Genomic DNA, 23,176 nt, shown 5'->3' with positions numbered 1-23,176 from the left:
GAGTTCATGATGTTCCCGGTTGACTTGCACCTACCGTCAACTCTCTTTTGCGGGATTCGCATCACTACTATTCCTTATCACAGTCATTGATATATAACGATATATGCTATTGTATAAAATTTCCCTCCAGGATGCAAGCGGGCTCATCCTAAAGGGAATATAAAAATAGCATATGCAAATCCGATATTGATGTGCAGGTTATTTTTTAAATTGAAGCATTTACCTTCAATTCAGCTGTACGTTTTAGATTACGGTCATAAATGGTTGTGGTAAAGATCGCCACAATGAACAAGGAAATCAAAACAGTAAACAACATAGACATGCCATAAACATCGACAAGAAGCCCACCTAACAACGGTCCAATCATTCGTCCGCCTGTTGCAGTACTGTTTACAACACCTTGATAGAAGCCTTCCCTTCCTTTTGGAGCTAATTCACTTGCAATCGTCGGTACAGCAGGCCAAATTAACATTTCTCCAATGGTCAAGATAATCATTCCTGCCATGAATCCAGAAAAATCATGCGCTTTTGACGCCACAATGAATGAACCAATGAAAATCAACATGCCGACAATCATTTGAGTTTTGAGCGATTTCGAGAAGCGCTTGAGGAAGCCGTTCATGAGTGGCTGCCCTAAAACAATAATCGCTCCATTGATTGTCCACAATAAACTATATTGCGTAAGAGAAATGTTAATTTCTTGTGTAAATGAGGCAATCGTCGTTTGCCACTGCACGTAAGCTACCCAGCACAGCAGATATCCTACACAAAGAATAAGAAGGGCGTACATTTTTTGATGGTTCTTTATTCTTGAGTTTTCCTGGAGTATTGATGTTTGAGCACCTGGGTTCAATTCAATTTTGCGATAACCAAATACAGCGATGAGCAAAAATATTACATACATCAAGGTATTTGCTAAGAAAATCAACTGGAACGAGTAGTCTGCCACAATTCCCCCTAGGGCTGCGCCTACAGCCACCCCTACATTTTGAGCAACATAGATGGCGTTAAAAGCTTTTCGTCCCCCTTCTTTCCAAACTGATCCGGCCATGGCATACATGGATGGAAAGACGATTCCGCTGCCAAAACCAACAATCGTAAGAAAAATAATGTATTGAGGCCAATTATGCCAAAACGTCAAGCCGAGAAGAGCAAGTAGCGTTATGCCAATTCCTAGAAGGATTGATTTATAGCCACCTATTTTATCGAATAAACTGCCGCCAATCAGATTACCGAAAACGCTGGCAGCTGAATTCAACATTAATACAATCCCTGCCACAGACAAGGATTTTCCAAGATGATCATGAATGTAAATCGTATTTAAGGGCCATAAAAAAGAAGAGCCCGTTACATTCACTGCCATCCCAATAACCAAAAGCCATAAGGCACGAGGCATGAAAACGCTCCTTTCAAAACTACCTACAAGTAGAAAAGTATACAATTTTTAATAAGTCGTATATATTCATTTTCCGCAATTCTTCCGATTGCCAAAGTAAATTCTAGAACTTTTCTTTGCTTCTTGCAATCTTTTTTCATCGCCATATTTGGTTCTTCCAATAAATACATTTTTCTACATATTCGGCACTGTAAAACTTCCTTGTTGATTTCCGTTCCAGTCAGTTTCTTTCCGAGACGAATTTTTGAAAAGCCCAATGCGCTATCACATCTCTAAAAAAGTGCAATTTTTTAGAGATGTGATAGCTGAAGACATGAAAAGTCTAATTGTACGAAGATTCGCATGATTAAATATTTAGATTTTGGCTTAATTATCTCTTTTAAAGTGGATATGAGAACATTACATTATACCCTCGTAGGGTTTACGATCTTTTTTATACTCCTGTTTTTTAATCGTAATCGCCATTTTCAAAAATGTTATCGCCTTTTTTTTCATGGTAAACAACGTTTTCAAAAATTTTTTCGCTAAGTTCAAATACGACTTTTAGAAAAATTACGAATTCAGGGATATCCACGTTGATTTCCCTAAAAAATAGGCATGTTAATCTCGCCTGTTGATTTCCGCTCCAGTCGCTTGCTTCCCGAGACGAATATTGAAAAAGCCCCAGTCGATCGACTGGGGCTGCAGGTATGAGTTTACTTCGATTGATTTTGCTCTTGATGGAACTTTGATTTAACAGGTTGTCCACCCGTCTTCTCATATGCTTTTTTAGATTGCTTCACAGCATCATAGTCCGCACCGAACTCCATATCTTGATTATTAATGCCATTGCGTGTTTTTTGTTCTGGATTATTTTGTTTTGAGCGTTTTTTCATGATTGCCTCCTAATGGTCTTGCAGCGTCATGTTGTTTTGATATTGTTGCAGTTGCAGTCTCATTCGATGAAGTTCTTCCCTTTGCTGGGCATTGGCACTATGGGCCATTGTCGCTAAATCATTGTAGGCATCCTCAAGCCCCTGCATCGCATTTGTGTACTCGATATCGTTATAATGCTCTTGTTTGCCACCTTCATTGTATTGTTCCTGAGCACAACGAAGAGCATTCTCGCATCGTTGCAGAAGATCATCCATAGATTGTCTTGTAGCCATCTGAGACCCTCCCTCATTATTTCCCTTGAAGCAGTTTGCTTCATAATATAGTTTGTTCATAACTCGTTTTCCTATTATGGGATACTAGTGAAAAATGCTGGCAACAATCAATCGTGAATCAGCAGAATTGTGTCGGATTTAGCAATAATCTTTTTAAAACAAGGCACATTTTCCCGATGCAGCCACGTTGTCATTGGATAACCCCATACTTCATGATAAAATTCTCTATATGTAAAAGTTAGGCTCTTTTCTAAAAGGTTGTTGTTTTTGGAATAAGTTTTTTGAAAGTAAACCTAGTAGTTGATTGAAGAGGAAGGTGCGAGACTCCCCGGAAATCCTCATGATGCTATCGCATCATTTCGTGCGAGGTGAATTCATGGAAGCTTTCCTTGTGCTATCGCATTTCCTTCGTACGTGGGTTCCTTCAAGGAAGCCTTTCAATGTCCTGTGAGAGTAGCGGGACAGGTGAGACCCCGCTGGAGTGGAAATCAACCACACTTCAATAAATTAAATAGCAACAAAGTATACGAAAACAGCCAAAAGTTTAAAATCAAGGAGGATCTGACATGAATCAGACCAACCCTTTTCCATATGCATCAGACAATAAACGTTATCATACATGGAATTATCATCTACGCAATCATTTCGGTCATAAGGTTTTTAAAGTAGCCCTTGATGGCGGATTTGATTGTCCTAATCGAGATGGCACCGTTGCCCATGGTGGCTGCACATTCTGCAGTGCAGCCGGGTCAGGGGATTTCGCAGGAAATCGTGCTGACGACCTTAAAACACAATTTAGTGAAATCAAAAGAAAAATGCATACCAAATGGAAAGACGGAAAATATATGGCGTACTTCCAAGCCTATACCAATACCCACGCACCTGTAGAAGTGCTGCGCGAAAAATTTGAGACAGTTCTAAACGAAGAAGGTGTTGTCGGCTTGTCAATAGCCACAAGACCGGACTGCTTACCTGATGATGTTGTTGAATATTTAGCCGGACTGAACGAAAGAATTTACTTATGGGTGGAACTTGGATTACAAACCGTTCATGAACGAACTGCACTACTAATTAATCGTGCACATGATTTTCAATGTTATGTAGATGGAGTAAACAAATTGCGCAAGCATAACATCCGAGTTTGTTCCCACATCATAAACGGACTTCCCCTTGAAACGAACGAGATGATGATGGAAACGGCTCGCGAAGTCGCAAAATTGGATGTGCAAGGAATCAAAATACACTTATTGCATCTTTTAAAAGGTACACCGATGGTTAAACAGTATGAAAAAGGAATGTTGGAATTCTTAACGTTTGAAAACTATATTGGATTGGTTTGCGACCAATTGGAAATTTTGCCTCCTGAAATGATTATCCATCGTATTACCGGGGATGGACCTATCGAATTGATGATTGGTCCAATGTGGAGTGTAAGCAAATGGGATGTCTTAAATGCCATTGATAAAGAAATGATAAAAAGGAATAGCTGGCAAGGTAAATTCCATGCTTCAGCTTGTTTAGGATAACACTCATGAATCTCGATGGAATTCTCCCTTTTGCAAGAAAATTACTTGAAAAAGCAGTAACGGATGGAAATGCCGTTGTAGACGCAACGTTAGGCAACGGCCACGATACGTTATACTTGGCAAATCTGGTAGGCTCAGACGGCCATGTATTTGGTTTTGACATCCAAAAACAAGCCATTGAAACCAGTTTGAGTAAAATAAGTGAAAAAGGCTTCGAAGATCGCGTCACTCTTTTTCACAGCGGTCATGAAAACTTAGGGTTACTCATTCCCACTGAATACCATGGCAAATTAGCTGGAGCTATTTTCAATCTCGGTTACTTGCCTGGAAGCGATAAATCTATAACTACAACACCGTTAACGACGATTTCAGCCTTGAATCAATTAATGAATCTTTTAAAACCAGGCGGCATCATTGTAATCGTCATTTACCATGGTCACGAACAGGGAAAAGTGGAGCGCGACCATCTGATTGAGTTCGCCATTTCTCTTGATCAAACTAAGGCTCATGTTCTGCAATATCAATTTATCAACCAACAAAACAACCCGCCTTTTATCATCGCAATAGAAAAACGGCCTGATAGGAACTAATTCCTCTTAGGCCGTTTTTCTTATTTTGATATTAGTTTGACCAAACCCATTGGAATATATCTTTGGAAAGAACGATAGGCAAGACCATTTATGTAGAAAAAGTAACTGATGGCTCCGCCTGCCTTGATGACTTCCTTTGCCAACTTTCTGACGTTCTTTTGCTTGCGAACTTTTTCGTCTGATAAATAAATCCCCAGTAACCCCCTGTTTATGAGTTGATGAAACCTCTTATGTGGAAGTCCCTCTGTATGCCTGTCCGCTTCTCTTACAAAATGCTTTAACCGGTTAAAAAGCTTTTCCTGATTTTCATAATACGTACAAAAATTCAGATCCCCACCAAGACGATCTTCCTCTTGGTCAATAAAATAATCGAGCAGAATATGCAATCCTTGTATGTAAGGAAAGTAACCCGCATGTAGATTGGCTGCATCAACTTTCTTAAAATCTTCTCTCATCGCATATGAAACTAGGCAGAATATCCCTAAAGTTGAACCAGAACAAGCCGAAAATTCATACCACTCCATTTCAGGAAGATGATTTTTAAATTGATCAAACCATGATTGCAACCTAGGGACTCTCTCTTCAACTTTAACGTGCTTATGTATTTGAAGATCACAGTAGTACATCGATAATTCTAGAAGCGAATTTTGGATTTCATGATAGTGTTCAAGATTTCTGAGTACAGACCTGCATGTTTCTGCCAAATCGTTCAAATAGTTTCCGTCATCTTGATCCTCACGCAGTTCATAGTAATTCTTCGGGTTTGCGTTAATGGTTAAAGCATCCGTCATGGATTCGTGTAATAAAGAAAAATCATCGGGGTCAAGGGACACGCTACGGTCACAAAGATTATCCAAATAATCGCTAATCGTTTGATATGCAACAATGAATTTAATCGCATGTCTATATTTTTCTTTTGCCATTAATGCAAGAATGGCACCGCCCTCACAATGAAACGTTTTATGTTCAATGCTCGCCAAAGCCTGTTTTCTCAATTCTGGATTAGGGATTTCTGCCGCTCTTTTTTTCCAATATGCCAGTTCCTGATGAACCGTTGGCAGAATTTTTACGTACACTCTGGTCATTAAACTTAATGGCATCGTTGGAACTGACATAAGAAAACCTCACTTTATATAATATAGCCGATGGCCTTTAATTGACTGTGAACAAAGTCCTTTGCATATTCAAAAATAGATTCTCTCTCGGTTTCATTGAAGATTTCATGATAGCATTGCGGCCATTCTTTATAGCGCTTTTCAGAAAGATCGACGTTATTGAACCATTCTTTCACTGCTTTCTTATCTACGACCCTGTCATCCCCAGCTTGCATGAGCAATAAGGGTATATCCTGCATTTGATCGATATCAAGAAAAGCATCTTTCATCGCTGCAATAAGCTCTCTATACCACCTGACAGAAACCTTCGTAACATAAAGAGTGTCTTTTTCATCTGCTTCGATGACATCAGGGTTTCTTGTGGCCATATCCACGGTGAGTCCTGTTTTCATCCTTAAACTCGGAATGATCGCATTCAAACCGTATGAAGCAGCATTCATCACTTTTGATGGATATTCTATCAGGCCAACACAAGGAGATGATAAGATGAGACCAGCAATCTCTAATTTTTCCTCCATCAGTAATCTGATTGAAATGAGTCCTCCCATACTATGACCGAGCAAAAAGACAGGAAGTCCATATTGACTTGCGGCAATAATCCAGTCCTTCACTTCCGTTGTATACTCGTCAAATGAATGGATATGTCCACGGTTAGCTCTCGTAGTGAGTCCTTGTCCAGGCAAATCGCCCATGATGACATGAAAACCGGACGTTCGCCACATTTCGATGAGCCAGCCATAACGACGATGATGTTCCATTGCTCCATGAACCATCACGATGATCGCTTTGGCGTCCCCATCTGCTTCCCATTTCCACATATATGTAACCTCCCTAAAAGCCCTTCCATCTAATCCGATTTTGGGCGCATTGCATAATACTATATCATAGTTGCCGAGTCGTTACGCGCAAAAAGCTTTACCATAAACAGTCAACATTAGGTAAAATTAATACATCAACAATAACCATTAGGAGAGATGACCATGATATATCCTTTTAACGGAAAACATCCACAAATTGCAGAATCTGCTTTCATCGCTGACTTCGTTACGATTACAGGTGATGTAATCATCGGAGAAGAATCAAGTATTTGGTTCAACTCGGTTATCCGAGGTGACGTTGCTCCAACAATCATCGGAAATAAAGTAAATGTCCAAGACAATTCCGTTCTTCATCAAAGCCCGAATAATCCACTTATCCTAGAAGATGAAGTAACGGTTGGTCACCAATGTATCTTACATAGCTGCATCGTAAAGAAAAATGCGCTCATTGGCATGGGCTCCATCATTCTTGATAACGCTGAAATTGGAGAAGGCGCATTCATCGGCGCAGGAAGCCTTGTGCCACAAGGAAAGAAAATCCCTCCAAACACGCTTGCTTTCGGTCGACCTGCTAAAGTAGTCAGAGAACTAACACCAGAAGATATATTGGATATGGAAAGAATTTCGAGGGAATACGCTGAAAAAGCCCAATATTATAAATCGATTCAAAAATAACATCCGAATTATTTATTCCTAGTATGTCCCTTTGAAACTCAAAAAAACGGGAAATTTGCCGATATATACTTATAAAGCTACATATCGGCAGGTGATTTCGTTGTCATTACTGTATTTGATCATAGGTTTATCAGCTACAGGACTATTCATTCTAATAAAAAGTCTAAAGAGTACTTTACGTTTTCTAAAAACAACAGCTTTGATTCTATTTATTATCATAGTAGCCTTATCTGGCTTCATTCTAAATATTCCTCAAAATGAACATGTAGCTAGGGCTGTAAGTTCGTTTAAAGATTGGGTTCAGTCTCCCATCGAAAAATCAAATATCATCGGTCATCATTATACCGAAATGCCCGTAATTGAAATACAGGAAAAAGTCCTACTCGATGTGCCTCTTGTTTTACAATTGCCAGAACTCCCCCGTGGATGCGAGGTTACGAGTTTAACGATGTTATTGAACTACGCAAATATAAACGTCGATAAAATGACTCTCGCAGAACAGGTGAAAAAAGATTCAACACCTTACAGGACAGAAAATGGTCAAATCCATTTCGGTAATCCACATGTTGGCTTTGTTGGAGATATGTACACAAAGGACAAACCTGGACTTGGTGTTTACCATGAACCCATCAGTCAATTAGCTGAAGATTATTTACCCGGAAAAATTAAAGATCTAACCGGTAGTGAATTCCAAGATTTAAAAATCCATCTTTCAGACCAAAGACCTGTTTGGGTCATCATCAATACGAAGTATGAGAAACTTACAGAAGATCAATTCCAAACATGGATTACCCCTACCGGAAAAGTAAAAATCACATTTCGAGAACATTCTGTAGTCATGACAGGGTACGATCAACAATTTGTTTACTTTAACGATCCACTGTCAGGAGAAAAAAATAAAAAAGCACCCATCAAGGATTTCGAAGAATCCTGGGTGCAAATGGGAAGACAGGCGATTACCTATCTTCCCCATTAATTCCTAATGTTGAAGAGCTTTTGCGTTCATGTAATCCTGTTGAAAAGAATATTTATTTTCAACGTATACTTGGTGCCATATCATGAACATAAGCACAGTCCATATTTTACGGCTATTATCTGCCCTACCTTGGCAATGTTCATCCAAAAGCTTAAGCATATATGATTTGTTGAACAAATGATCCGTGTCGCTTTCGCGGATTATTTTTTTTGCCCAATCGTTCATTTCATCCTTCAGCCAATGACGAATCGGTACCGGGAAGCCTAATTTCTTACGTGTTAAGACATGATCAGGTACGACACCTTCAGCAGCTTTACGTAAAATGTACTTTGTTGTTCCATTGGCCGTTTTCAAACTTGTAGGAATCTTGGAAGCAACATCAAAGACAACTTTATCTAGGAATGGCACGCGCAACTCCAATGAGTGAGCCATCGTCATCTTATCTGCTTTTAATAAGATATCTCCGCGCATCCATGTATGGATGTCAATATACTGCATGCGATCTACAGGATCATAACCCTTACTTTCCTGATACAACGGCTTTGTAATGTCTGTATAATTCAAGCCTTCTTTATAAACGTTAAGAAGGTCACGTTTTTCTTCTTCCGTGAACATTTTTGCATTACCAATATAGCGTTCTTCCATCGGCGTCACACCGCGCTCAATAAAACTCTTCCCCTTTGTACCTTCTGGCATCATACCTGCAATGCCTCGTAACAACGACTTACCTACGCGTGGAATCTTATTGAACACTTCAAGCGATTGTGGTTCACGATAAATATTGTAACCACCGAACAATTCATCTGCACCTTCACCTGAAAGTACAACTGTTACGTGCTTTCTCGCTTCACGTGCGACAAAATACAATGGAACACATGCAGGATCCGCTAATGGGTCATCCATATGCCACATGATTTTCGGAAGTTCATTCATGTACTCTTGAGGTGTGATCACATAACTGATATTTTCAACACCTAATTTATCAGCTGTTTCCTGCGCAACATCAATTTCACTGAATCCGTTTCTTTCAAAGCCTACAGAGAAAGTCTTGATCGAGGGGTGATATTCTTTTGCGATAGAAGCAATGATGGATGAATCGATTCCACCTGATAAGAACGAACCGACAGGAACATCACTGCGCATATGCATCTTCACAGAGTCAAAAAGAACATCTTTGATTTCTTTAACAAATTCTGACTCTGATTTTTGTACGGGTTGGAAATTCGCTTTCCAGTAACGTTTAATCTCCATCTTCGAACCTATTTTTTTCGTGAAATAATGTCCCGGCTCCAACTTGTGGATACCCGCTGACATTGTTTCTGGCTCAGGAACGAATTGATAAGTTAAGTAATGCTGTAGTGATTCATAGTTCAATTTATCGTTTTCAAGAGCAAGCAAGATACTCTTTTTCTCGGATCCAAAAAGCGTTCGCTCACCATCTTCAAAATAGAAGAAAGGTTTGATTCCGAAATGGTCACGTGCACCAAAAAGTTTTTTCTCTTCTTTGTCCCAAATAACAAACGCGAACATTCCACGAAGTTTTTCAACAGCTTTTTCTTTTAAGTGACTATATAAAGCAATGATGACTTCAGTATCAGAGCTTGTTGCAAAAGTAAGGCCTTCTTTAAGAAGTTCTTCACGCAACTCTACATAGTTATAAACCTCACCATTGAAAATAATCCAATAGCGTTCATTTTCGTATGTTAATGGCTGATGCCCGCTTTCAATATCAATAATGCTTAGACGGCGGAAACCAAATTGTATATGCTCATCATAGAAGTATCCATCATCGTCTGGACCACGATGAGTAATAATATCGTTCATATTCTTGAAAAGTTGCTTTTGTTCATCAATGTAATTTTGTGTCTGATCGTGTACACATCCAATAAAACCACACATTATGTAAGTCACCTACTCCGTTTCGTTTCATGCGATTTTTCGCTTTTGTTTACATACCTTCTTATACTATCATTATTCATCAGAAAATGGCACTGAAAGCCATAGGAAAATTCAGGTACCAAAGGAAGTTTACACTTATTCTTTACTGTGTAAACCTCTTTTTATAGACGTGAAAATAAAAAGAGGAGTTACATTTTTTATGTAACTCCCCAATATAATTATTTGTTTGCTTGCTCACGCAATGCTTCAGCTTTGTCTGTTCTTTCCCAAGGAAGATCAACGTCAGAACGACCGAAATGTCCATAAGCAGCAGTTTGCTTGTAAATCGGACGACGAAGGTCAAGCATGTTGATGATTCCAGCAGGACGAAGATCAAAGTTTGCACTTACAAGATCAACCAATACATCTTCACTTACTGTTCCAGTTCCGAAAGTATCTACAGAGATAGATACTGGTTTTGCTACACCGATTGCGTATGCAAGTTGAACTTCAACTTTATCAGCAAGACCAGCAGCAACGATATTTTTCGCAACATAACGTGCAGCATAAGCAGCAGAACGGTCAACTTTTGTAGGATCCTTACCAGAGAATGCTCCACCGCCGTGGCGAGCATATCCGCCATAAGTATCAACGATGATTTTACGGCCTGTAAGACCAGCATCACCTTGAGGTCCACCGATTACGAAACGACCTGTTGGGTTAATGAAGTATTTAGTGTTTTCATCGATTAGTTCTTTTGGAACAACCGGGTTGATAACGTATTCTTTAAGATTGCGTTGGATTTGCTCAAGAGTCACTTCTGGGTGATGTTGAGTAGAAATAACGATTGTATCAATACGCACTGGCTTATTGTTTTCATCATATTCCACTGTAACTTGAGTTTTTCCATCTGGACGAAGGTAAGGAAGGATTTCTTCTTTACGAACTTCTGTCAAACGGCGAGCCAATTTGTGAGCCAAAGAGATTGGCAATGGCATTAATTCTTTTGTTTCATTACAAGCAAAACCGAACATCAAGCCTTGGTCACCAGCTCCGATTGCTTCGATTTCTTCATCAGACATTTTACCTTCACGAGCTTCTAACGCTTGGTCAACACCCATTGCGATATCAGCAGATTGCTCATCGATTGAAGTTAGTACTGCACAAGTTTCTGAGTCAAACCCGTATTTTGCGCGGTTGTAACCAATGTTCTTAATTGTTTCACGTACGATTTTTGGGATATCTACATAAGTAGAAGTTGTGATTTCTCCAGCTACAAGTACAAGACCAGTCGTTACTGAAGTTTCAGCAGCTACCCTTGCATTTGCATCCTTTGCTAAAATTGCATCTAAAATGGAATCAGAAATTTGGTCACAGATTTTATCCGGATGACCTTCAGTTACTGATTCAGAAGTGAACAAACGACGTTTTGTTGACAACTGAATTCCTCCTATATAATGTGATCATCGAGGTTTTATGAAGGTTACAGGAATACTTCTTGAACCTCAGACATTGATACGGTACTCATTCCCTTAGTAGTATGAAATAAACAAAGGATTTTTATTAGAAGGGAATAAACTAAATTCTTTATTCCTAACTCTTATCATAAAAGGACTTAATCAAAACAAAAAACCTTACCACTGTGAGGAAAGGTTGTTCCGGGCCTTTCACTCTTATCGTTCAAGGTCGTAGCCTTGCGTCAGATTAGCACCTTCGCTAGGAAAAAGACCAACTCTTCGTAGCCATTCTCATATAGCAGGTTGCTGGGTTTCATAGGGCCTGTCCCTCCACCAGCTCGGGATAAGAGAGTATCCGTTCAAGGTAAAATCATAACTCACGTTGTCGAACAATGTCAACGATTATTTGTGCATTTTTAACCATAATATCCTACAACGAGCAACTATCTCCCTTGCAATTCTTTCGCAACCATTTATACCGATTTTTGGCTATCCATTTATAAACCGGATTACCTATGATGGGCATACATGGGAGATATAGAAATACTCCGATTAAAAATGTAATCGGAAAACACAACAATAATCTTCGGATTGCATAAAATCCTTTTAGCAGGCGGCCTGATGGCAATATAATATGCAGTTCTTTCCGCAAGTCGCTTCTATTCAGTAAGAGGGACTGTTCGTCTTTTTCATAACCCTGCAAGGAAACCCACCTTACCTTATGAAGCCAGTCGAGTTTCATAAACGATTTCTTTGAAGTTTGGCAGAGCGAGCATTTTTCATCATATAATGAAAGTATTTTCATGACCCACCATCCTGGATATTCGAATAAAAAACTAGTAAACTCATATTAACACAGTCCAGCCAATGTATTTTTCAGAATAATTAAACTAACTAAAACTTGAACACTATTTGACTAATTAGTATAGATTATTGAAACCAATGTGTTATACTAATGGTGAGATGTAAACACTTACAAAAAACGATAAAGGAAGGTATTCTCAGATGAACTCTGTGCATATCCCAAATGAACTAAATGATTTATTAAAAGAAAACCATGTTCACATTCAATTATCCGTTCCTCAACTTGTGGAAAAGGTGCTCGAAAGAAAAGAAGGTTCCCTCACTTCCACAGGTGCTATCCGGGCAACAACGGGAACTTATACAGGACGTTCCCCAAAAGATAAATATATTGTAGAAGAAGCTTCTACAAAAGATAAAATCGCTTGGGGTCCAGTCAACCAACCAATTTCAGAAGAAGTATTCGAAAAACTATATACAAAAGTAATCAATTACCTCAAAAATAAGGAAGAAATCTTTGTCTTTAACGGATATGCTGGCGCCGATAAAAAATATCAAATGCCGATTCAGGTTATCAATGAATTTGCATGGCATAATTTATTTGCCCACCAATTATTTATTCGTCCAAACGAAGAAGACTTATTAAATCATAAAACTGAATTCACTGTAATCTCTGCACCAAATTTCAAAGCAGATCCTCTTGTAGATGGAACAGGTTCTGAAACTTTCATCATCATTTCCTTTGAAAAACGAACAGTCTTAATCGGGGGAACAGAGTATGCAGGCGAAATGAAAAAGTCCATCTTCTCTGTGATGAATTACATGTTACCTGAAACAGGCATCCTTTCTATGCATTGCTCTGCTAACGTTGGACGCGAAGGTGACGTTGCTCTATTCTTCGGTCTATCTGGCACAGGTAAAACAACTCTATCTGCTGATGAAAATCGTCGTTTGATCGGAGATGACGAACACGGTTGGTCTCCAAATGGAGTCTTCAATATTGAAGGTGGATGTTATGCGAAGTGCATTAACTTATCCCGTGAAAAAGAACCACAAATTTTTGACGCTATTTGCTTTGGTTCCGTTCTAGAAAATGTCGTCGTTAATAAAGAAACCCGCGTCGCTGATTATGATGACGCTACATTGACAGAGAATACTCGTGCAGCCTATCCTTTACAAGCTATCCAAAATATAGTTGATCCAAGTGTAGCAGGACATCCGAACACGATTGTTTTCCTAACAGCTGATGCATTCGGCGTCTTACCTCCAATTGCAAAGCTGACAAAAGAACAAGCCATGTACCATTTCTTAAGTGGATACACTTCAAAACTAGCGGGTACAGAACGTGGTATCACTTCTCCGCAAGCAACGTTCTCAACGTGTTTTGGCTCTCCATTCTTACCGTTACAAGCTACTCGTTACGCAGAGATGCTTGGAGAAAAAATTGACGAGCATAACGCGAAAGTTTTCCTTGTTAACACAGGTTGGACTGGCGGCGAATATGGAGTTGGTAGCCGGATGAAGCTATCTTATACAAGAGCAATGGTACAAGCAGCTCTTGAAGGTGAATTAAATAATGTCGAGACGGTTCGCGATGACATTTTCGGTTTAAATATACCCCTTCACGTTCCTGGTGTGCCTGATGAAGTACTCCAGCCAAGCAAGACTTGGAATGATGCAGAAGCATACGAAATGAAGGCGAAAGAATTAGCAAGTCAGTTCCAAGAAAACTTCAAAAAGTTTGCAAATGTCCCTGCTGAAATTAGTGAAAAAGGCGGGCCTATCAACAATTAATCAGAAAAGGCATCCAATGACTGGATGCCTTTTCTGATGCGTTTATTTAAATTCCTTAGTTTGTTGAGTTTAATGAAACTAACTGATAAGTCAATACCGTAGTATTTCTTTGCCATTCTACTTTCTTTATGACACCTGTACCATTTGAGTCACTCTCAATCGTTTTTCTTACATCAATTGGGATATCAATTGGATATAAGCGATAGCCCTCTTTTTGTAATGCGAAAATGTTCTCTTCTATGCGCTTCTCTTTACCCTTTGTGACAATCATCGTATTCAACTCTAATGGCATACCCATGCAATTGGCCCCTTTCAAAATTTACATCTCATATAAATAATTTCACGTTAATTTTATCATCATTCACTCTGTAATTTCATCCATCTTCCAACATCAGAGACAATTTTCCGATTAATGGCAGGAGGGAAATAATGTGTATATTCTTTAAAATACCAGCTTGTTACCTTTTTGTCATGTTCATCTAGTCTTCGCTGGAGTCGAAAAGCATGTTCAACGGAGACATTTCGATCCTGCATGCCATGAATGATAAGGACGGGTGCCTGCAATTTTTCTATTTCATATAGAGGTGTTCTGGACTGATATCTTTCTGGATATTTTGTTGGTGTCCCTCCTATCACCCTCTTCATCATTCGGCGTAAATCTTTTCTTTCATCATATGTAAGTTCCATATCACTTACACCTCCCCAAGTGACAACAGATGCCACATCAGGAAAGGCAATTCCGGTCATGAGTGCCATTACGCCTCCCCTAGAAAAACCGAAGACGTGAATCTTCTTGACTCTCGGAAGTGAACGTAACAAATGATAAGCTGCAAAGGCATCATGACGATCATCCCCGGCAAAATCCTCATTGCCTTCCCCACCTTGGTTTCCTCTGTAAAAAGGGGCAAATACAATAAAACCTTCGGAAGCGAATTGTGCAATCCTCGCAGGTCTTACCTTTCCGACATTCTTAATACCTCCTCTTAAATATAAAAAACCATCAAAATTTCCTTCCTTTTTTGGCTGTGCAAGCATCCCCTTGATGGCTAAACCTTGCGACAAATAGGTTATGAGGGATATTTCCACATGCGGATTAGGTGAAGGAAACGCTTGTACGCTGACTATTTTTCCATCTATGGTTTGCAGTATATTTCTCTCCCTTCATAGGCATTCACACATTTTTATCCTTTTCATACGATATCACAGGTGACAAATGCCCACTAATACTATGCAAGACTTAAGGAGGTTAAATTCAATGATAAAATGGTTCAAGATTAGTTTTTCCGTACTCCTCATTAGCATTCTCATTATTCCACTGGCAGCTTGTAACAAGGAAGAAGTTCAAAAGGTCCGCATTGCGGAAGTAACGCGCTCCATATTCTATGCACCTCAATATGTAGCTATCGAAAAAGGCTTTTTTAAAGAAGAAGGATTGGATGTAGAATTGACAACCACTTGGGGCGGAGATAAAACCATGACCGCTTTATTATCAAATGGAGCAGACGTAGCTCTTGTTGGGTCTGAAACTTCTATTTATGTTTATGCCCAAGGTTCAAAAGACCCCGTTATCAATTTTGCCCAACTCACGCAAACCGATGGCACCTTCTTGGTATCCCGTGAAAAAATTGAAAATTTCACTTGGGATATGTTAAAAGGAAGCACATTCCTTGGTCAACGAAAAGGCGGCATGCCGCAAATGGCCGGTGAATTCGTCCTTAAAAATCACGGAATTGATCCTCATAATGACCTCAATCTGATTCAGAATATTGACTTTGCCAATATCGCAAATGCATTCGCTTCCGGCACAGGCGATTTTGTTCAACTTTTCGAACCTACTGCTAGTGTCTTTGAAAAAGAAGGAAAAGGCTACATCGTCGCATCTTTTGGTAAGGAATCCGGACATATTCCTTATACCACGTTCATGGCAAAGGAAAGCTACATGAAGGAAAATAAAGACGTGATGGAAAAATTCACGGCAGCCATCTATAAAGCGCAACAGTGGGTAGACACCCATAGTGCAAAAGAAATTGCATCAGTGATTCAGCCTTACTTCAAAGATACCGACCTTTCCTTAATCGAAACGGTTGTCGAGCGCTATAAGAGTCAAGGTTCCTTTGCAACAGATCCTATTTTGGATGAAGAAGAATGGAACAACTTGCAAAATATTATGGACGAAGCCGGAGAACTCCCTAAACAAGTGGATTACAAAACGTTAGTGAATACAGAACTTGCTACGAAAGTTAAAGATTAATTAGACGAGGAGGCCGTCTCATGAGTTTTTTATCTATTAGCGGAATCCATCACACCTATTTCAGCAAAACATCGGCAAAAACGGCCCTCTTCGATGTGTCCATGGAAATTGAGGAAGGAGAATTCGTCTCCTTCCTCGGCCCTAGCGGCTGTGGAAAAACAACCTTATTATCTATCATATCAGGACTCTTGAAACCCACAGCAGGAAAAGTTTTTTTAGAAAAAAATCCTATCTCTACTTCAAAAATACAGATAGGTTACATGCTTCAACAGGATTACTTGTTTCCGTGGAAGACCATTGAGGAAAATATTTTATTGGGGCTAAAACTATCAGGTAGCCTTACTCCGGCAAATCATTTTGCCACCCTGAGACTGCTCAATCAAATGGGGATATCAGGAGTAGAAGACCAATTACCAAAACAGCTATCAGGCGGAATGAGACAGCGTGTCGCTTTAGTCAGAACCCTTGCAACTGAACCAAAACTGTTGTTGCTCGATGAACCCTTTTCAGCACTGGATTATCAAACTAAATTAAAGCTTGAGGACTTAGTTTCAGCAACATTAACTTCATTCGGCAAGACGGCCATTCTCGTTTCTCATGACATCGGCGAAGCCATTGCAATGAGCGACCGCGTTATTCTATTCTCACCTGGACCTGGAAAAATCCACCGAATTTTTGAGATGCCCGAATCATTAAAAAAACTGACACCTTTTGAAGCAAGAAATCATGAAGATTTCCCTCAAGTCTTTCAAACGATATGGAAGGAGCTGGAATCGCTTGAAAGCGGAACAAACTAATTTGAACCAATTACATCAGGAATATATTCGGTCTTTAAAAAAAGAAAAAAACATTGTCCGTTTCTTTCAGATTCTAATCTTCATCGTCTTTTTCATAGGGTGGGAGTTAGCGAGCAGGCAGGCATGGATCGATCCTCTTTTGTTTAGTGCACCTTCAAAGATTTGGTCCCTTTTTTTAGAGAAAATAGGTGATGGTTCACTCGTTACTAACTTGAGCGTCACAGTAACCGAAACGATTCTGGGCTTTATCCTAGGAACATTGCTTGGAACACTCTTGGCAGCCCTTCTATGGTGGTCTCCTCTTTTTTCAAAGATCATTGACCCCTATCTCGTCATCCTGAATGCAATGCCAAAAGTGGCATTGGGTCCGATATTGATTGTGGCGCTCGGTACGGGACTTACTTCTATTGTTGCCATGGGTGCCATCATCTCTGTCATAATCACAACCATTGTCGTATATACGGCTTTTAGAGAGGTTGATCCAAACTACTTGAAAGTCCTTAAATCATTTGGTGCTTCGAGATTTCAATGCTTTAAGGAAGCCATCTTTCCTGCGTCACTTCCGACTATCATTTCTACTTTAAAAGTTAACGTCGGCCTTTCTTGGGTGGGAGTAATTGTCGGAGAATTCCTCGTTTCATCCAAAGGCTTAGGTTATATGATTATATATGGATTTCAGGTATTCAATTTTACGCTCGTCCTATTGTCGTTACTCGTAATCGCAGTCTTTGCCACCATTATGTATAATATCGTTGCTTTTATTGAAAAGAAGATCGTGAAAGAGTGAAAAGCGGTAAAATGCCGCTTTTTTATTTTTGCAGTTTAAGCTTTTCTATTCTTTCTAAACAAACTTCTACTACTTCATCCTTCATGATGAAACTGAATTGTTCTTCAAACCTTAAATCAAGGAGATTTTCTGGAATGATGATGGGTCCATCTGTTTCCAGGTAGTTTTCTTTCTGAATGAACTTCTCTACTTTCCCCCAGAAAATAGCTTTAACAAAGGAATAGCCTTCATCAGATACACAATATTCACCGATTTTTTTCAAATCACACAAGATCGCTCCCGTTTCTTCAAAGACTTCCCTTATTGCTGCTTCTTGAAGGGTTTCTCCAGGTTCCCTTTTTCCACCTGGAAACTCCCAACCTCTTTCTTTATGTTGAGTCAGTACCCAGCCTTGCTCTGCTTCACACATGACCAATACATGATTGGCTTCCTTTTTAAAACTGGCTTCTTGAAATGATAGGACAATATTCTTACCGGTTATATCCTTAAATTCAACCATCATATACCTCGTCTGCCGTCTGCCATATTTCTTCTTATTACCATTATAGTAGAAGCAATCAAACCGTGCATAGAGGGAGTATGGACAAATTAAGCCGACCTGTATATAAAAAGAAAAAAGCCGACAACTAGAGTTGCGACTTTCATTCCTTGTCTTCAGACAGTATTCCGATACTGCTAATATGTTGCTTTGCTTCTTCGTCTCCAAGATCGTAAATCATGCCATATACTTTCTTCAAGGTTTCATCATAAGCATCGTTTTCTCTATCATAGTGATACTGAACGTACGGAACGTGGGCACGGAAAAAATTTTGCCACTCTGTCGAGTAATTTTGGTCAAAGTATTCTCGCAGTTGAATGATTTCCTCATCATTTGCTTCAATTTTGAAATTCCATGTCGAACTGGTGGCACTCTGCATGATTTCGCCGCTTCCGATATTTATGTAATAGGTCTTTTTTTTCTCACTCATTTTTTTTCCTCCATTTTCACTCGCCTAGTTATCGTTTTCCACAAACATGAAGGAATTATACTTTATTAATTTTATATACTCATACATGAACAATCTGCCCATAGTTATAATATAATAATAAGAAATAAAACGTAAAAATCTCCAAAGGAATATTTTGCAAATGGAAGGGTATTGATACATTAGAACCGAATATTGTAAATATCATGAATGCGGGGTGATGAATGTGAAACTAGTAGATGAGCTTTATGAAATGTATCGCCACAAGCTAACTGGTGATGAAGAAGACATTGACATGCTTGCATTTGCCTTTCTCGAAGAAATGAATAGAGAAGATTTATTGGGACTTCTTCACGAAATGGATAAGCAAGAACTAAATAATCTAATGGGACTTTATTTAATTGAAAGCCTAAAAGGAAAATTTGCCCGCGAAGAATATGGCTCTCACCGACCACAGTCCTTCCATTCCCGCGATATCCATTAACCATACATACCAATATAAGAAGTAGCGGCTAATAAAATCCAATAAACAAAGAAACAAGCAGCATAGGCTGCTTGTTTCTTTGTTTATTGCTGTTTTCTCATTGAATTGTTGATTTTCGGATGTTACTTTCATCCTGTATTCTTTATGGCTTCGGGACTCTTTTCGACAAGTTACTGAACCAAGAATTCATAAAAAATCGTAAAAATCCAAAACCCGATTTTTACTTTTGCTCGTGAAAACAACAAAGTTTACGAAAAGAGCCTTGTTTATTTATTCTCCAAGGAATGATTTAAGCATCCAGACATGCTTATCAAGACTTTGCTTCACACCTGTTAACATATCTGCCGTAACCATATCTTCTTCCTCTTCAGCAAGACTAATCGTCTCCTTTAACTCTTCGGAAACGTTTGAAAAATCGGCAATCACAGACTGAAGCATATCTTCTTCTGTCTTTTCCTTACCCGTCGCTTCCTTGACGGAGGCAGCCTTCAGAAATTCTTTCATGGTTGAAAGTGGCTTTTCTCCAGTTGCAAGTAATCTTTCTGCTATTTCATCAAGGTGAAGAGCCGCTTCATTGTATAGTTCTTCAAATTTTACGTGAAGTTCAAAGAAGTGCCTTCCCTTTAAGAACCAGTGATAATGATGCAATTTAAAATAAAGTACTGAAAAATTGGCTACTTGTCCATTTACTGAATCAACTAATTTTTTTGACATGTATGATCCCCTCCTGCTTTTTTTCTACCCTGCTTTAAAGAAAAGAAAACCATTGTTTATTTATTTAAACAACGGTTTTGGCATGATAAAATATAAGATGAGGAGGAATCTAGCATGTATACAGTTCTTGTTGTTTCTATCATTATTGTTGTAATCGTTTTGTTATTAAGCGTCATCACGACATCTAAAGCATATGACTTTAAGCATTCCGTCGATCCGCTCGAAGATAATCCTCATTTGTCTAACCAAGAGGAAAACACAACTGATCCAAATAAAAAAAGCTGACCAAAAAAGTCAGCTTTTCTTATTGCTGGATTATGCAAAAACCTGTTTCAATTCTTCTTTGCTTTGTTCTAACCAGAAACGCATGAGGCGCTTTGCTCCTTCTAAATCGTGAAGCTTTGCTTGACCACATTGTTTTTCATTTGCAGCTGGAATATCAGTAATTTCTACAGCATCTTTCATTGTATCCTCAAGTAGGTCGATGATTTCTTCTACCTTCGGCTCACCGCTAACCACTAGATAATAGCCCGTCTGACACCCCATTGGAGAAATATCAATAATATCAAAGTGGTCATACTTTTCGGAATGCTTACGAATGTTGAATGCTAGCAAATGTTCAAGTGTATGAATAGCATCAGGCTTCATCGCCTGTTTGTTTGGTTGGCAAAAACGGATATCGAATTTATTTACTACTCCGTCACTTCCTACTTTATGGACACCACAGTGTCTCACGTATGGAGCCTTAACGGCATCATGATCTAATTCAAAGCTTTCTACTGAAGGCATTCACAATCACTCCTTTTAATTACTTTCTTAAGTATAACTTAAATTCCGAGTTTTTTCATCAACTTTATATGAATTAATCATTTTAGACGTAACAACTTCGATATGTTATCTTCAACTTATGAAAATAAGGAGGTCATACCTTTGTTAAAAAAAGGACTTATAGGTCTTTTTCGTTTTTATCAAATTGTCATTTCGCCATTAAAGCCTCCTACCTGCCGATTTTATCCAACCTGTTCCCATTATGGAGTTGAATCTGTACGTCGTTTTGGAGCTTTAAAGGGAGGATATCTTACTATCGTGAGAATCTTAAAGTGTCATCCCTTCCATCCTGGAGGATTCGATCCTGTTCCAGAACAATGGCGAAAAAAACAAAAAAGTTAATCCTCGTAGCCATTAACAATTAGGTCAAGTTTTCCTGTATGAGGATCGATAACCAAACCGTGAACTGATACATCTTTGGGCATCAAAGGGTGGTTTTTGACAGTATTAACACTGTGCTTAACACTATCGGCAACGTTATCGAATCCTCTTAGCCATTTTTTGATATCGATGCCCGAGTACTCCAATGTTTCTAATGACTCCTCTTTAATGCCTCGATCCTTCATTTTTTCTATAATTACATCTGACTGGATATTACTCATCCCGCAATCATGGTGACCAATCACAAATACTTCTTCGGCCTGAAGCTCATATACGGCCACAATAATGCTTCTCACGATACTTCCAAATGGATGCATGATGGTTGCCCCTGCATTTTTAATCGTTTTCACATCGCCATTGCCTACGTTAATCGCTTTTGGAAGTAATTCCATGAGCCGGGTATCCATGCAGGTCAAAATGACCATCCGTTTATTCGGAAACTTTGTCGTCTCATATTTTTCATATTCTTTTGTTTCAACAAATTTAGCATTGTGGGAAAGTACTTCGTCTAATAATGTAATTTCTGTCATGGTATCGCATCCTTCCTTTTCTATATATAAATAGAATACCTTTTTATCAGCTATATACAAATTTTTTACTTGCATGATTGAAATTTTTTTTGTAAGATACAAAAGAAATCGGAATGATTACGAATTATATCAATTTCACAATCTATTTTTTGTTATTAAATCGTAATAAATACGTTTTATAGTTAAGGAGACGAACATGAAAAAAATAATGGCTATCATTACAATCATAATGACTTTTTCTTTATTATTATCAGCATGCTCACAGGAAAAAAACTCGAGCACTGTAAACAAAGATGGTAAAATTTCAGTTTATGCAACGGTCTATCCCCTAGAATATTTTGCAAAAAGAATTGGTGGAGAACACGTAAATGTTGATACTGTATACCCACCAGGTTCAGATGAGCATACTTTTGAACCTTCACAAAGAGATATGATGAAAATTGCGGATTCAGACATGTTTTTTTACGTAGGATTGGGATTGGAAGGTTTTGTTGAAAAATCCAAGGAAACATTAAAGAACGAAAATGTTGAGATGATTTCTGTCGGTGAGCACGTGAAAATCGATTCTGAGCATGATGGTGAAGAAAAACACACTGATGAAGGTCATGAAGTAGATGAGCATGGGCATGGAGATGTAAATCCACATTTATGGTTAGATCCGGTTTATTCCATTGAAATGGCAGGAACAATCAAAGAGGAACTTATCAAAAAAGATGCTAAACACAAGGAAGAATACGAAAAGAACTATCAGGAACTTGCAGTTGAACTTGAAAAATTAGACCATGATTTCAAAAATGTTGCCGATACTTCAAAACACAAGAAATTCATTGTGACACATGCTGCTTTTGGCTATTGGGAACAACGCTATGGTCTTGAACAAATCAGTATTTCAGGATTGTCATCAGCAAACGAACCTTCACAAAAGGAACTTGAAAAAATTATTGATACGGCAAATAAAGAAGGTCTAAACTATGTCCTTTTTGAACAAAACATCACCTCAAAACTAGGCGATATTGTTGAAAAGGAAATCGGCGCAAAACCTTTGCAACTTCACAACTTATCAACTTTATCCGATAAAGATATCAAAAACAAAGAAACATATTTTACTCTAATGAATCAAAACGTTGAAACACTTAAAAAAGCATTAAATGACTAAATGGTAAAACCTCCTTCCAAAGGAGGTTTTTGCTGTTTTGAGGAAAATAATTACATACTTCTATCCTAACTGTAAATACTAACCAAATGTGAAGGTATGCAGAAAGGAT

At 38.7% G+C, this 23,176-nt stretch carries 27 protein-coding genes, 1 riboswitch and 1 other annotated feature (1 of these 29 cut by a window edge); of the genes, 12 read left to right on the top strand and 15 right to left on the bottom strand.

What is annotated here, in order from left to right:
- Positions 1-90, bottom strand: a binding site (T-box leader); it reaches 131 nt to the left of the window's first position.
- A 115-nt stretch (positions 91-205) separates the two neighbouring features.
- The 3 genes from BMZ31_RS05540 to BMZ31_RS05525 form a co-directional block, all read right to left on the bottom strand.
- Positions 206-1,396, bottom strand: coding sequence for an MDR family MFS transporter (locus BMZ31_RS05540; RefSeq protein ID WP_090830743.1), 1,191 nt, complete (start codon positions 1,394-1,396; stop codon positions 206-208).
- A gap of 695 nt (positions 1,397-2,091) precedes the next feature.
- On the bottom strand, positions 2,092-2,271 hold the full coding sequence (locus BMZ31_RS05530) for a glycogen biosynthesis protein GlgD (protein ID WP_090830741.1): 180 nt from the start codon (positions 2,269-2,271) through the stop codon (positions 2,092-2,094).
- Between the two features lie 9 nt (positions 2,272-2,280).
- The gene (locus BMZ31_RS05525; protein ID WP_090830740.1) at positions 2,281-2,544 is read right to left on the bottom strand and encodes a YtzC family protein; all 264 of its coding nucleotides are present in this window, start codon (positions 2,542-2,544) and stop codon (positions 2,281-2,283) included.
- A gap of 566 nt (positions 2,545-3,110) precedes the next feature.
- Here BMZ31_RS05525 and BMZ31_RS05520 point away from each other — a divergent pair.
- Both BMZ31_RS05520 and BMZ31_RS05515 read left to right on the top strand, forming a co-directional pair.
- A complete protein-coding gene (locus BMZ31_RS05520) occupies positions 3,111-4,070 on the top strand; it encodes a tRNA modification radical SAM protein MnmL/YtqA (protein ID WP_090830739.1) in 960 nt (319 codons plus the stop codon).
- 5 nt (positions 4,071-4,075) lie between these two features.
- A complete protein-coding gene (locus BMZ31_RS05515) occupies positions 4,076-4,660 on the top strand; it encodes a tRNA 5-(aminomethyl)-2-thiouridylate-methyltransferase MnmM (RefSeq protein WP_090830738.1) in 585 nt (194 codons plus the stop codon).
- Positions 4,661-4,680: 20 nt separating this feature from the next.
- Here BMZ31_RS05515 and BMZ31_RS05510 read toward each other — a convergent pair whose 3' ends face one another.
- Both BMZ31_RS05510 and BMZ31_RS05505 read right to left on the bottom strand, forming a co-directional pair.
- Positions 4,681-5,775 (bottom strand): tetraprenyl-beta-curcumene synthase family protein, encoded by a 1,095-nt coding sequence (locus BMZ31_RS05510; protein ID WP_090830737.1) that lies wholly within the window; start codon positions 5,773-5,775, stop codon positions 4,681-4,683.
- A gap of 14 nt (positions 5,776-5,789) precedes the next feature.
- Positions 5,790-6,593, bottom strand: coding sequence for an alpha/beta hydrolase (locus BMZ31_RS05505; RefSeq protein WP_090830736.1), 804 nt, complete (start codon positions 6,591-6,593; stop codon positions 5,790-5,792).
- A 162-nt stretch (positions 6,594-6,755) separates the two neighbouring features.
- Between BMZ31_RS05505 and BMZ31_RS05500 the strand changes: the two genes are divergently transcribed.
- Positions 6,756-7,268: a gamma carbonic anhydrase gene (locus tag BMZ31_RS05500; protein WP_090830735.1), complete on the top strand. Its 513-nt coding sequence runs from the start codon at positions 6,756-6,758 to the stop codon at positions 7,266-7,268.
- A 94-nt stretch (positions 7,269-7,362) separates the two neighbouring features.
- On the top strand, positions 7,363-8,244 hold the full coding sequence (locus BMZ31_RS05495; RefSeq protein ID WP_254778688.1) for a C39 family peptidase: 882 nt from the start codon (positions 7,363-7,365) through the stop codon (positions 8,242-8,244).
- Between the two features lie 3 nt (positions 8,245-8,247).
- On the opposite strand, the gene asnB is transcribed toward BMZ31_RS05495, so the two are convergent.
- The 3 genes from asnB to BMZ31_RS05480 form a co-directional block, all read right to left on the bottom strand.
- A complete protein-coding gene (asnB, locus tag BMZ31_RS05490; protein WP_090830734.1) occupies positions 8,248-10,143 on the bottom strand; it encodes an asparagine synthase (glutamine-hydrolyzing) in 1,896 nt (631 codons plus the stop codon).
- Positions 10,144-10,361: 218 nt separating this feature from the next.
- Positions 10,362-11,561 carry a methionine adenosyltransferase gene (gene metK, locus BMZ31_RS05485; RefSeq protein ID WP_090830733.1) on the bottom strand — a complete coding sequence of 400 codons (1,200 nt, stop codon included), beginning with the start codon at positions 11,559-11,561 and terminating at the stop codon, positions 10,362-10,364.
- Between the two features lie 231 nt (positions 11,562-11,792).
- Positions 11,793-11,929: riboswitch (SAM riboswitch) on the bottom strand.
- 80 nt (positions 11,930-12,009) lie between these two features.
- Positions 12,010-12,384 carry a thiol-disulfide oxidoreductase DCC family protein gene (locus BMZ31_RS05480; RefSeq protein ID WP_090830732.1) on the bottom strand — a complete coding sequence of 125 codons (375 nt, stop codon included), beginning with the start codon at positions 12,382-12,384 and terminating at the stop codon, positions 12,010-12,012.
- Between the two features lie 200 nt (positions 12,385-12,584).
- Here BMZ31_RS05480 and pckA point away from each other — a divergent pair, with 200 nt between their 5' ends.
- A complete protein-coding gene (gene pckA / locus BMZ31_RS05475; protein WP_090830731.1) occupies positions 12,585-14,174 on the top strand; it encodes a phosphoenolpyruvate carboxykinase (ATP) in 1,590 nt (529 codons plus the stop codon).
- A gap of 55 nt (positions 14,175-14,229) precedes the next feature.
- On the opposite strand, the gene BMZ31_RS05470 is transcribed toward pckA, so the two are convergent.
- Both BMZ31_RS05470 and BMZ31_RS05465 read right to left on the bottom strand, forming a co-directional pair.
- The gene (locus BMZ31_RS05470) at positions 14,230-14,472 is read right to left on the bottom strand and encodes a DUF2584 domain-containing protein (protein WP_090830730.1); all 243 of its coding nucleotides are present in this window, start codon (positions 14,470-14,472) and stop codon (positions 14,230-14,232) included.
- 59 nt (positions 14,473-14,531) lie between these two features.
- The gene (locus tag BMZ31_RS05465; RefSeq protein ID WP_090830729.1) at positions 14,532-15,320 is read right to left on the bottom strand and encodes an alpha/beta hydrolase family protein; all 789 of its coding nucleotides are present in this window, start codon (positions 15,318-15,320) and stop codon (positions 14,532-14,534) included.
- A 109-nt stretch (positions 15,321-15,429) separates the two neighbouring features.
- Here BMZ31_RS05465 and BMZ31_RS05460 point away from each other — a divergent pair, with 109 nt between their 5' ends.
- The 3 genes from BMZ31_RS05460 to BMZ31_RS05450 are packed head-to-tail and all read left to right on the top strand — an operon-like array spanning position 15,430 to position 18,009.
- Positions 15,430-16,425 carry an ABC transporter substrate-binding protein gene (locus tag BMZ31_RS05460; protein WP_090830728.1) on the top strand — a complete coding sequence of 332 codons (996 nt, stop codon included), beginning with the start codon at positions 15,430-15,432 and terminating at the stop codon, positions 16,423-16,425.
- A 20-nt stretch (positions 16,426-16,445) separates the two neighbouring features.
- A complete protein-coding gene (locus tag BMZ31_RS05455) occupies positions 16,446-17,222 on the top strand; it encodes an ABC transporter ATP-binding protein (protein WP_090830727.1) in 777 nt (258 codons plus the stop codon).
- Positions 17,203-18,009 (top strand): ABC transporter permease, encoded by an 807-nt coding sequence (locus BMZ31_RS05450; protein ID WP_254778629.1) that lies wholly within the window; start codon positions 17,203-17,205, stop codon positions 18,007-18,009. Before BMZ31_RS05455 ends, BMZ31_RS05450 begins: the two co-directional genes overlap by 20 nt.
- A gap of 22 nt (positions 18,010-18,031) precedes the next feature.
- On the opposite strand, the gene ytkD is transcribed toward BMZ31_RS05450, so the two are convergent.
- Entirely contained in the window at positions 18,032-18,511 is a 480-nt protein-coding gene (ytkD, locus tag BMZ31_RS05445; RefSeq protein WP_368086629.1) for an RNA deprotection pyrophosphohydrolase, read from the bottom strand.
- Between the two features lie 139 nt (positions 18,512-18,650).
- A complete protein-coding gene (locus tag BMZ31_RS05440) occupies positions 18,651-18,977 on the bottom strand; it encodes a hydrolase (RefSeq protein ID WP_090830724.1) in 327 nt (108 codons plus the stop codon).
- A 223-nt stretch (positions 18,978-19,200) separates the two neighbouring features.
- Here BMZ31_RS05440 and BMZ31_RS05435 point away from each other — a divergent pair, with 223 nt between their 5' ends.
- Positions 19,201-19,458: a DUF6154 family protein gene (locus BMZ31_RS05435; RefSeq protein WP_090830723.1), complete on the top strand. Its 258-nt coding sequence runs from the start codon at positions 19,201-19,203 to the stop codon at positions 19,456-19,458.
- Positions 19,459-19,728: 270 nt separating this feature from the next.
- On the opposite strand, the gene BMZ31_RS05430 is transcribed toward BMZ31_RS05435, so the two are convergent.
- Positions 19,729-20,172, bottom strand: a complete 444-nt coding sequence (locus BMZ31_RS05430) for a Dps family protein (protein WP_090830722.1) — start codon at positions 20,170-20,172, stop codon at positions 19,729-19,731.
- Between the two features lie 114 nt (positions 20,173-20,286).
- Between BMZ31_RS05430 and ytzI the strand changes: the two genes are divergently transcribed.
- On the top strand, positions 20,287-20,457 hold the full coding sequence (gene ytzI / locus BMZ31_RS05425) for a YtzI protein (protein WP_090830721.1): 171 nt from the start codon (positions 20,287-20,289) through the stop codon (positions 20,455-20,457).
- Positions 20,458-20,487: 30 nt separating this feature from the next.
- On the opposite strand, the gene BMZ31_RS05420 is transcribed toward ytzI, so the two are convergent.
- Positions 20,488-20,961 carry an S-ribosylhomocysteine lyase gene (locus BMZ31_RS05420; RefSeq protein WP_090830720.1) on the bottom strand — a complete coding sequence of 158 codons (474 nt, stop codon included), beginning with the start codon at positions 20,959-20,961 and terminating at the stop codon, positions 20,488-20,490.
- 141 nt (positions 20,962-21,102) lie between these two features.
- Here BMZ31_RS05420 and yidD point away from each other — a divergent pair, with 141 nt between their 5' ends.
- A complete protein-coding gene (gene yidD, locus BMZ31_RS05415) occupies positions 21,103-21,342 on the top strand; it encodes a membrane protein insertion efficiency factor YidD (protein WP_254778627.1) in 240 nt (79 codons plus the stop codon).
- On the opposite strand, the gene BMZ31_RS05410 is transcribed toward yidD, so the two are convergent.
- Positions 21,339-21,902, bottom strand: a complete 564-nt coding sequence (locus BMZ31_RS05410; RefSeq protein WP_090831367.1) for a beta-class carbonic anhydrase — start codon at positions 21,900-21,902, stop codon at positions 21,339-21,341. The genes yidD and BMZ31_RS05410 overlap by 4 nt on opposite strands.
- Before the next feature lie 205 nt (positions 21,903-22,107).
- On the opposite strand from BMZ31_RS05410, the gene BMZ31_RS05405 reads away from it, so the two are divergent.
- A complete protein-coding gene (locus BMZ31_RS05405) occupies positions 22,108-23,067 on the top strand; it encodes a metal ABC transporter solute-binding protein, Zn/Mn family (protein ID WP_090830718.1) in 960 nt (319 codons plus the stop codon).
- Positions 23,068-23,176 lie beyond the last annotated feature (109 nt).

Source organism: Bacillus sp. cl95 (genome assembly GCF_900115925.1).
GTDB lineage: Bacteria > Bacillota > Bacilli > Bacillales > Cytobacillaceae > Neobacillus_A.
Note: the sequence above shows the minus strand (reverse complement) of the source record. Positions and strands in the feature narration are given on the sequence as shown.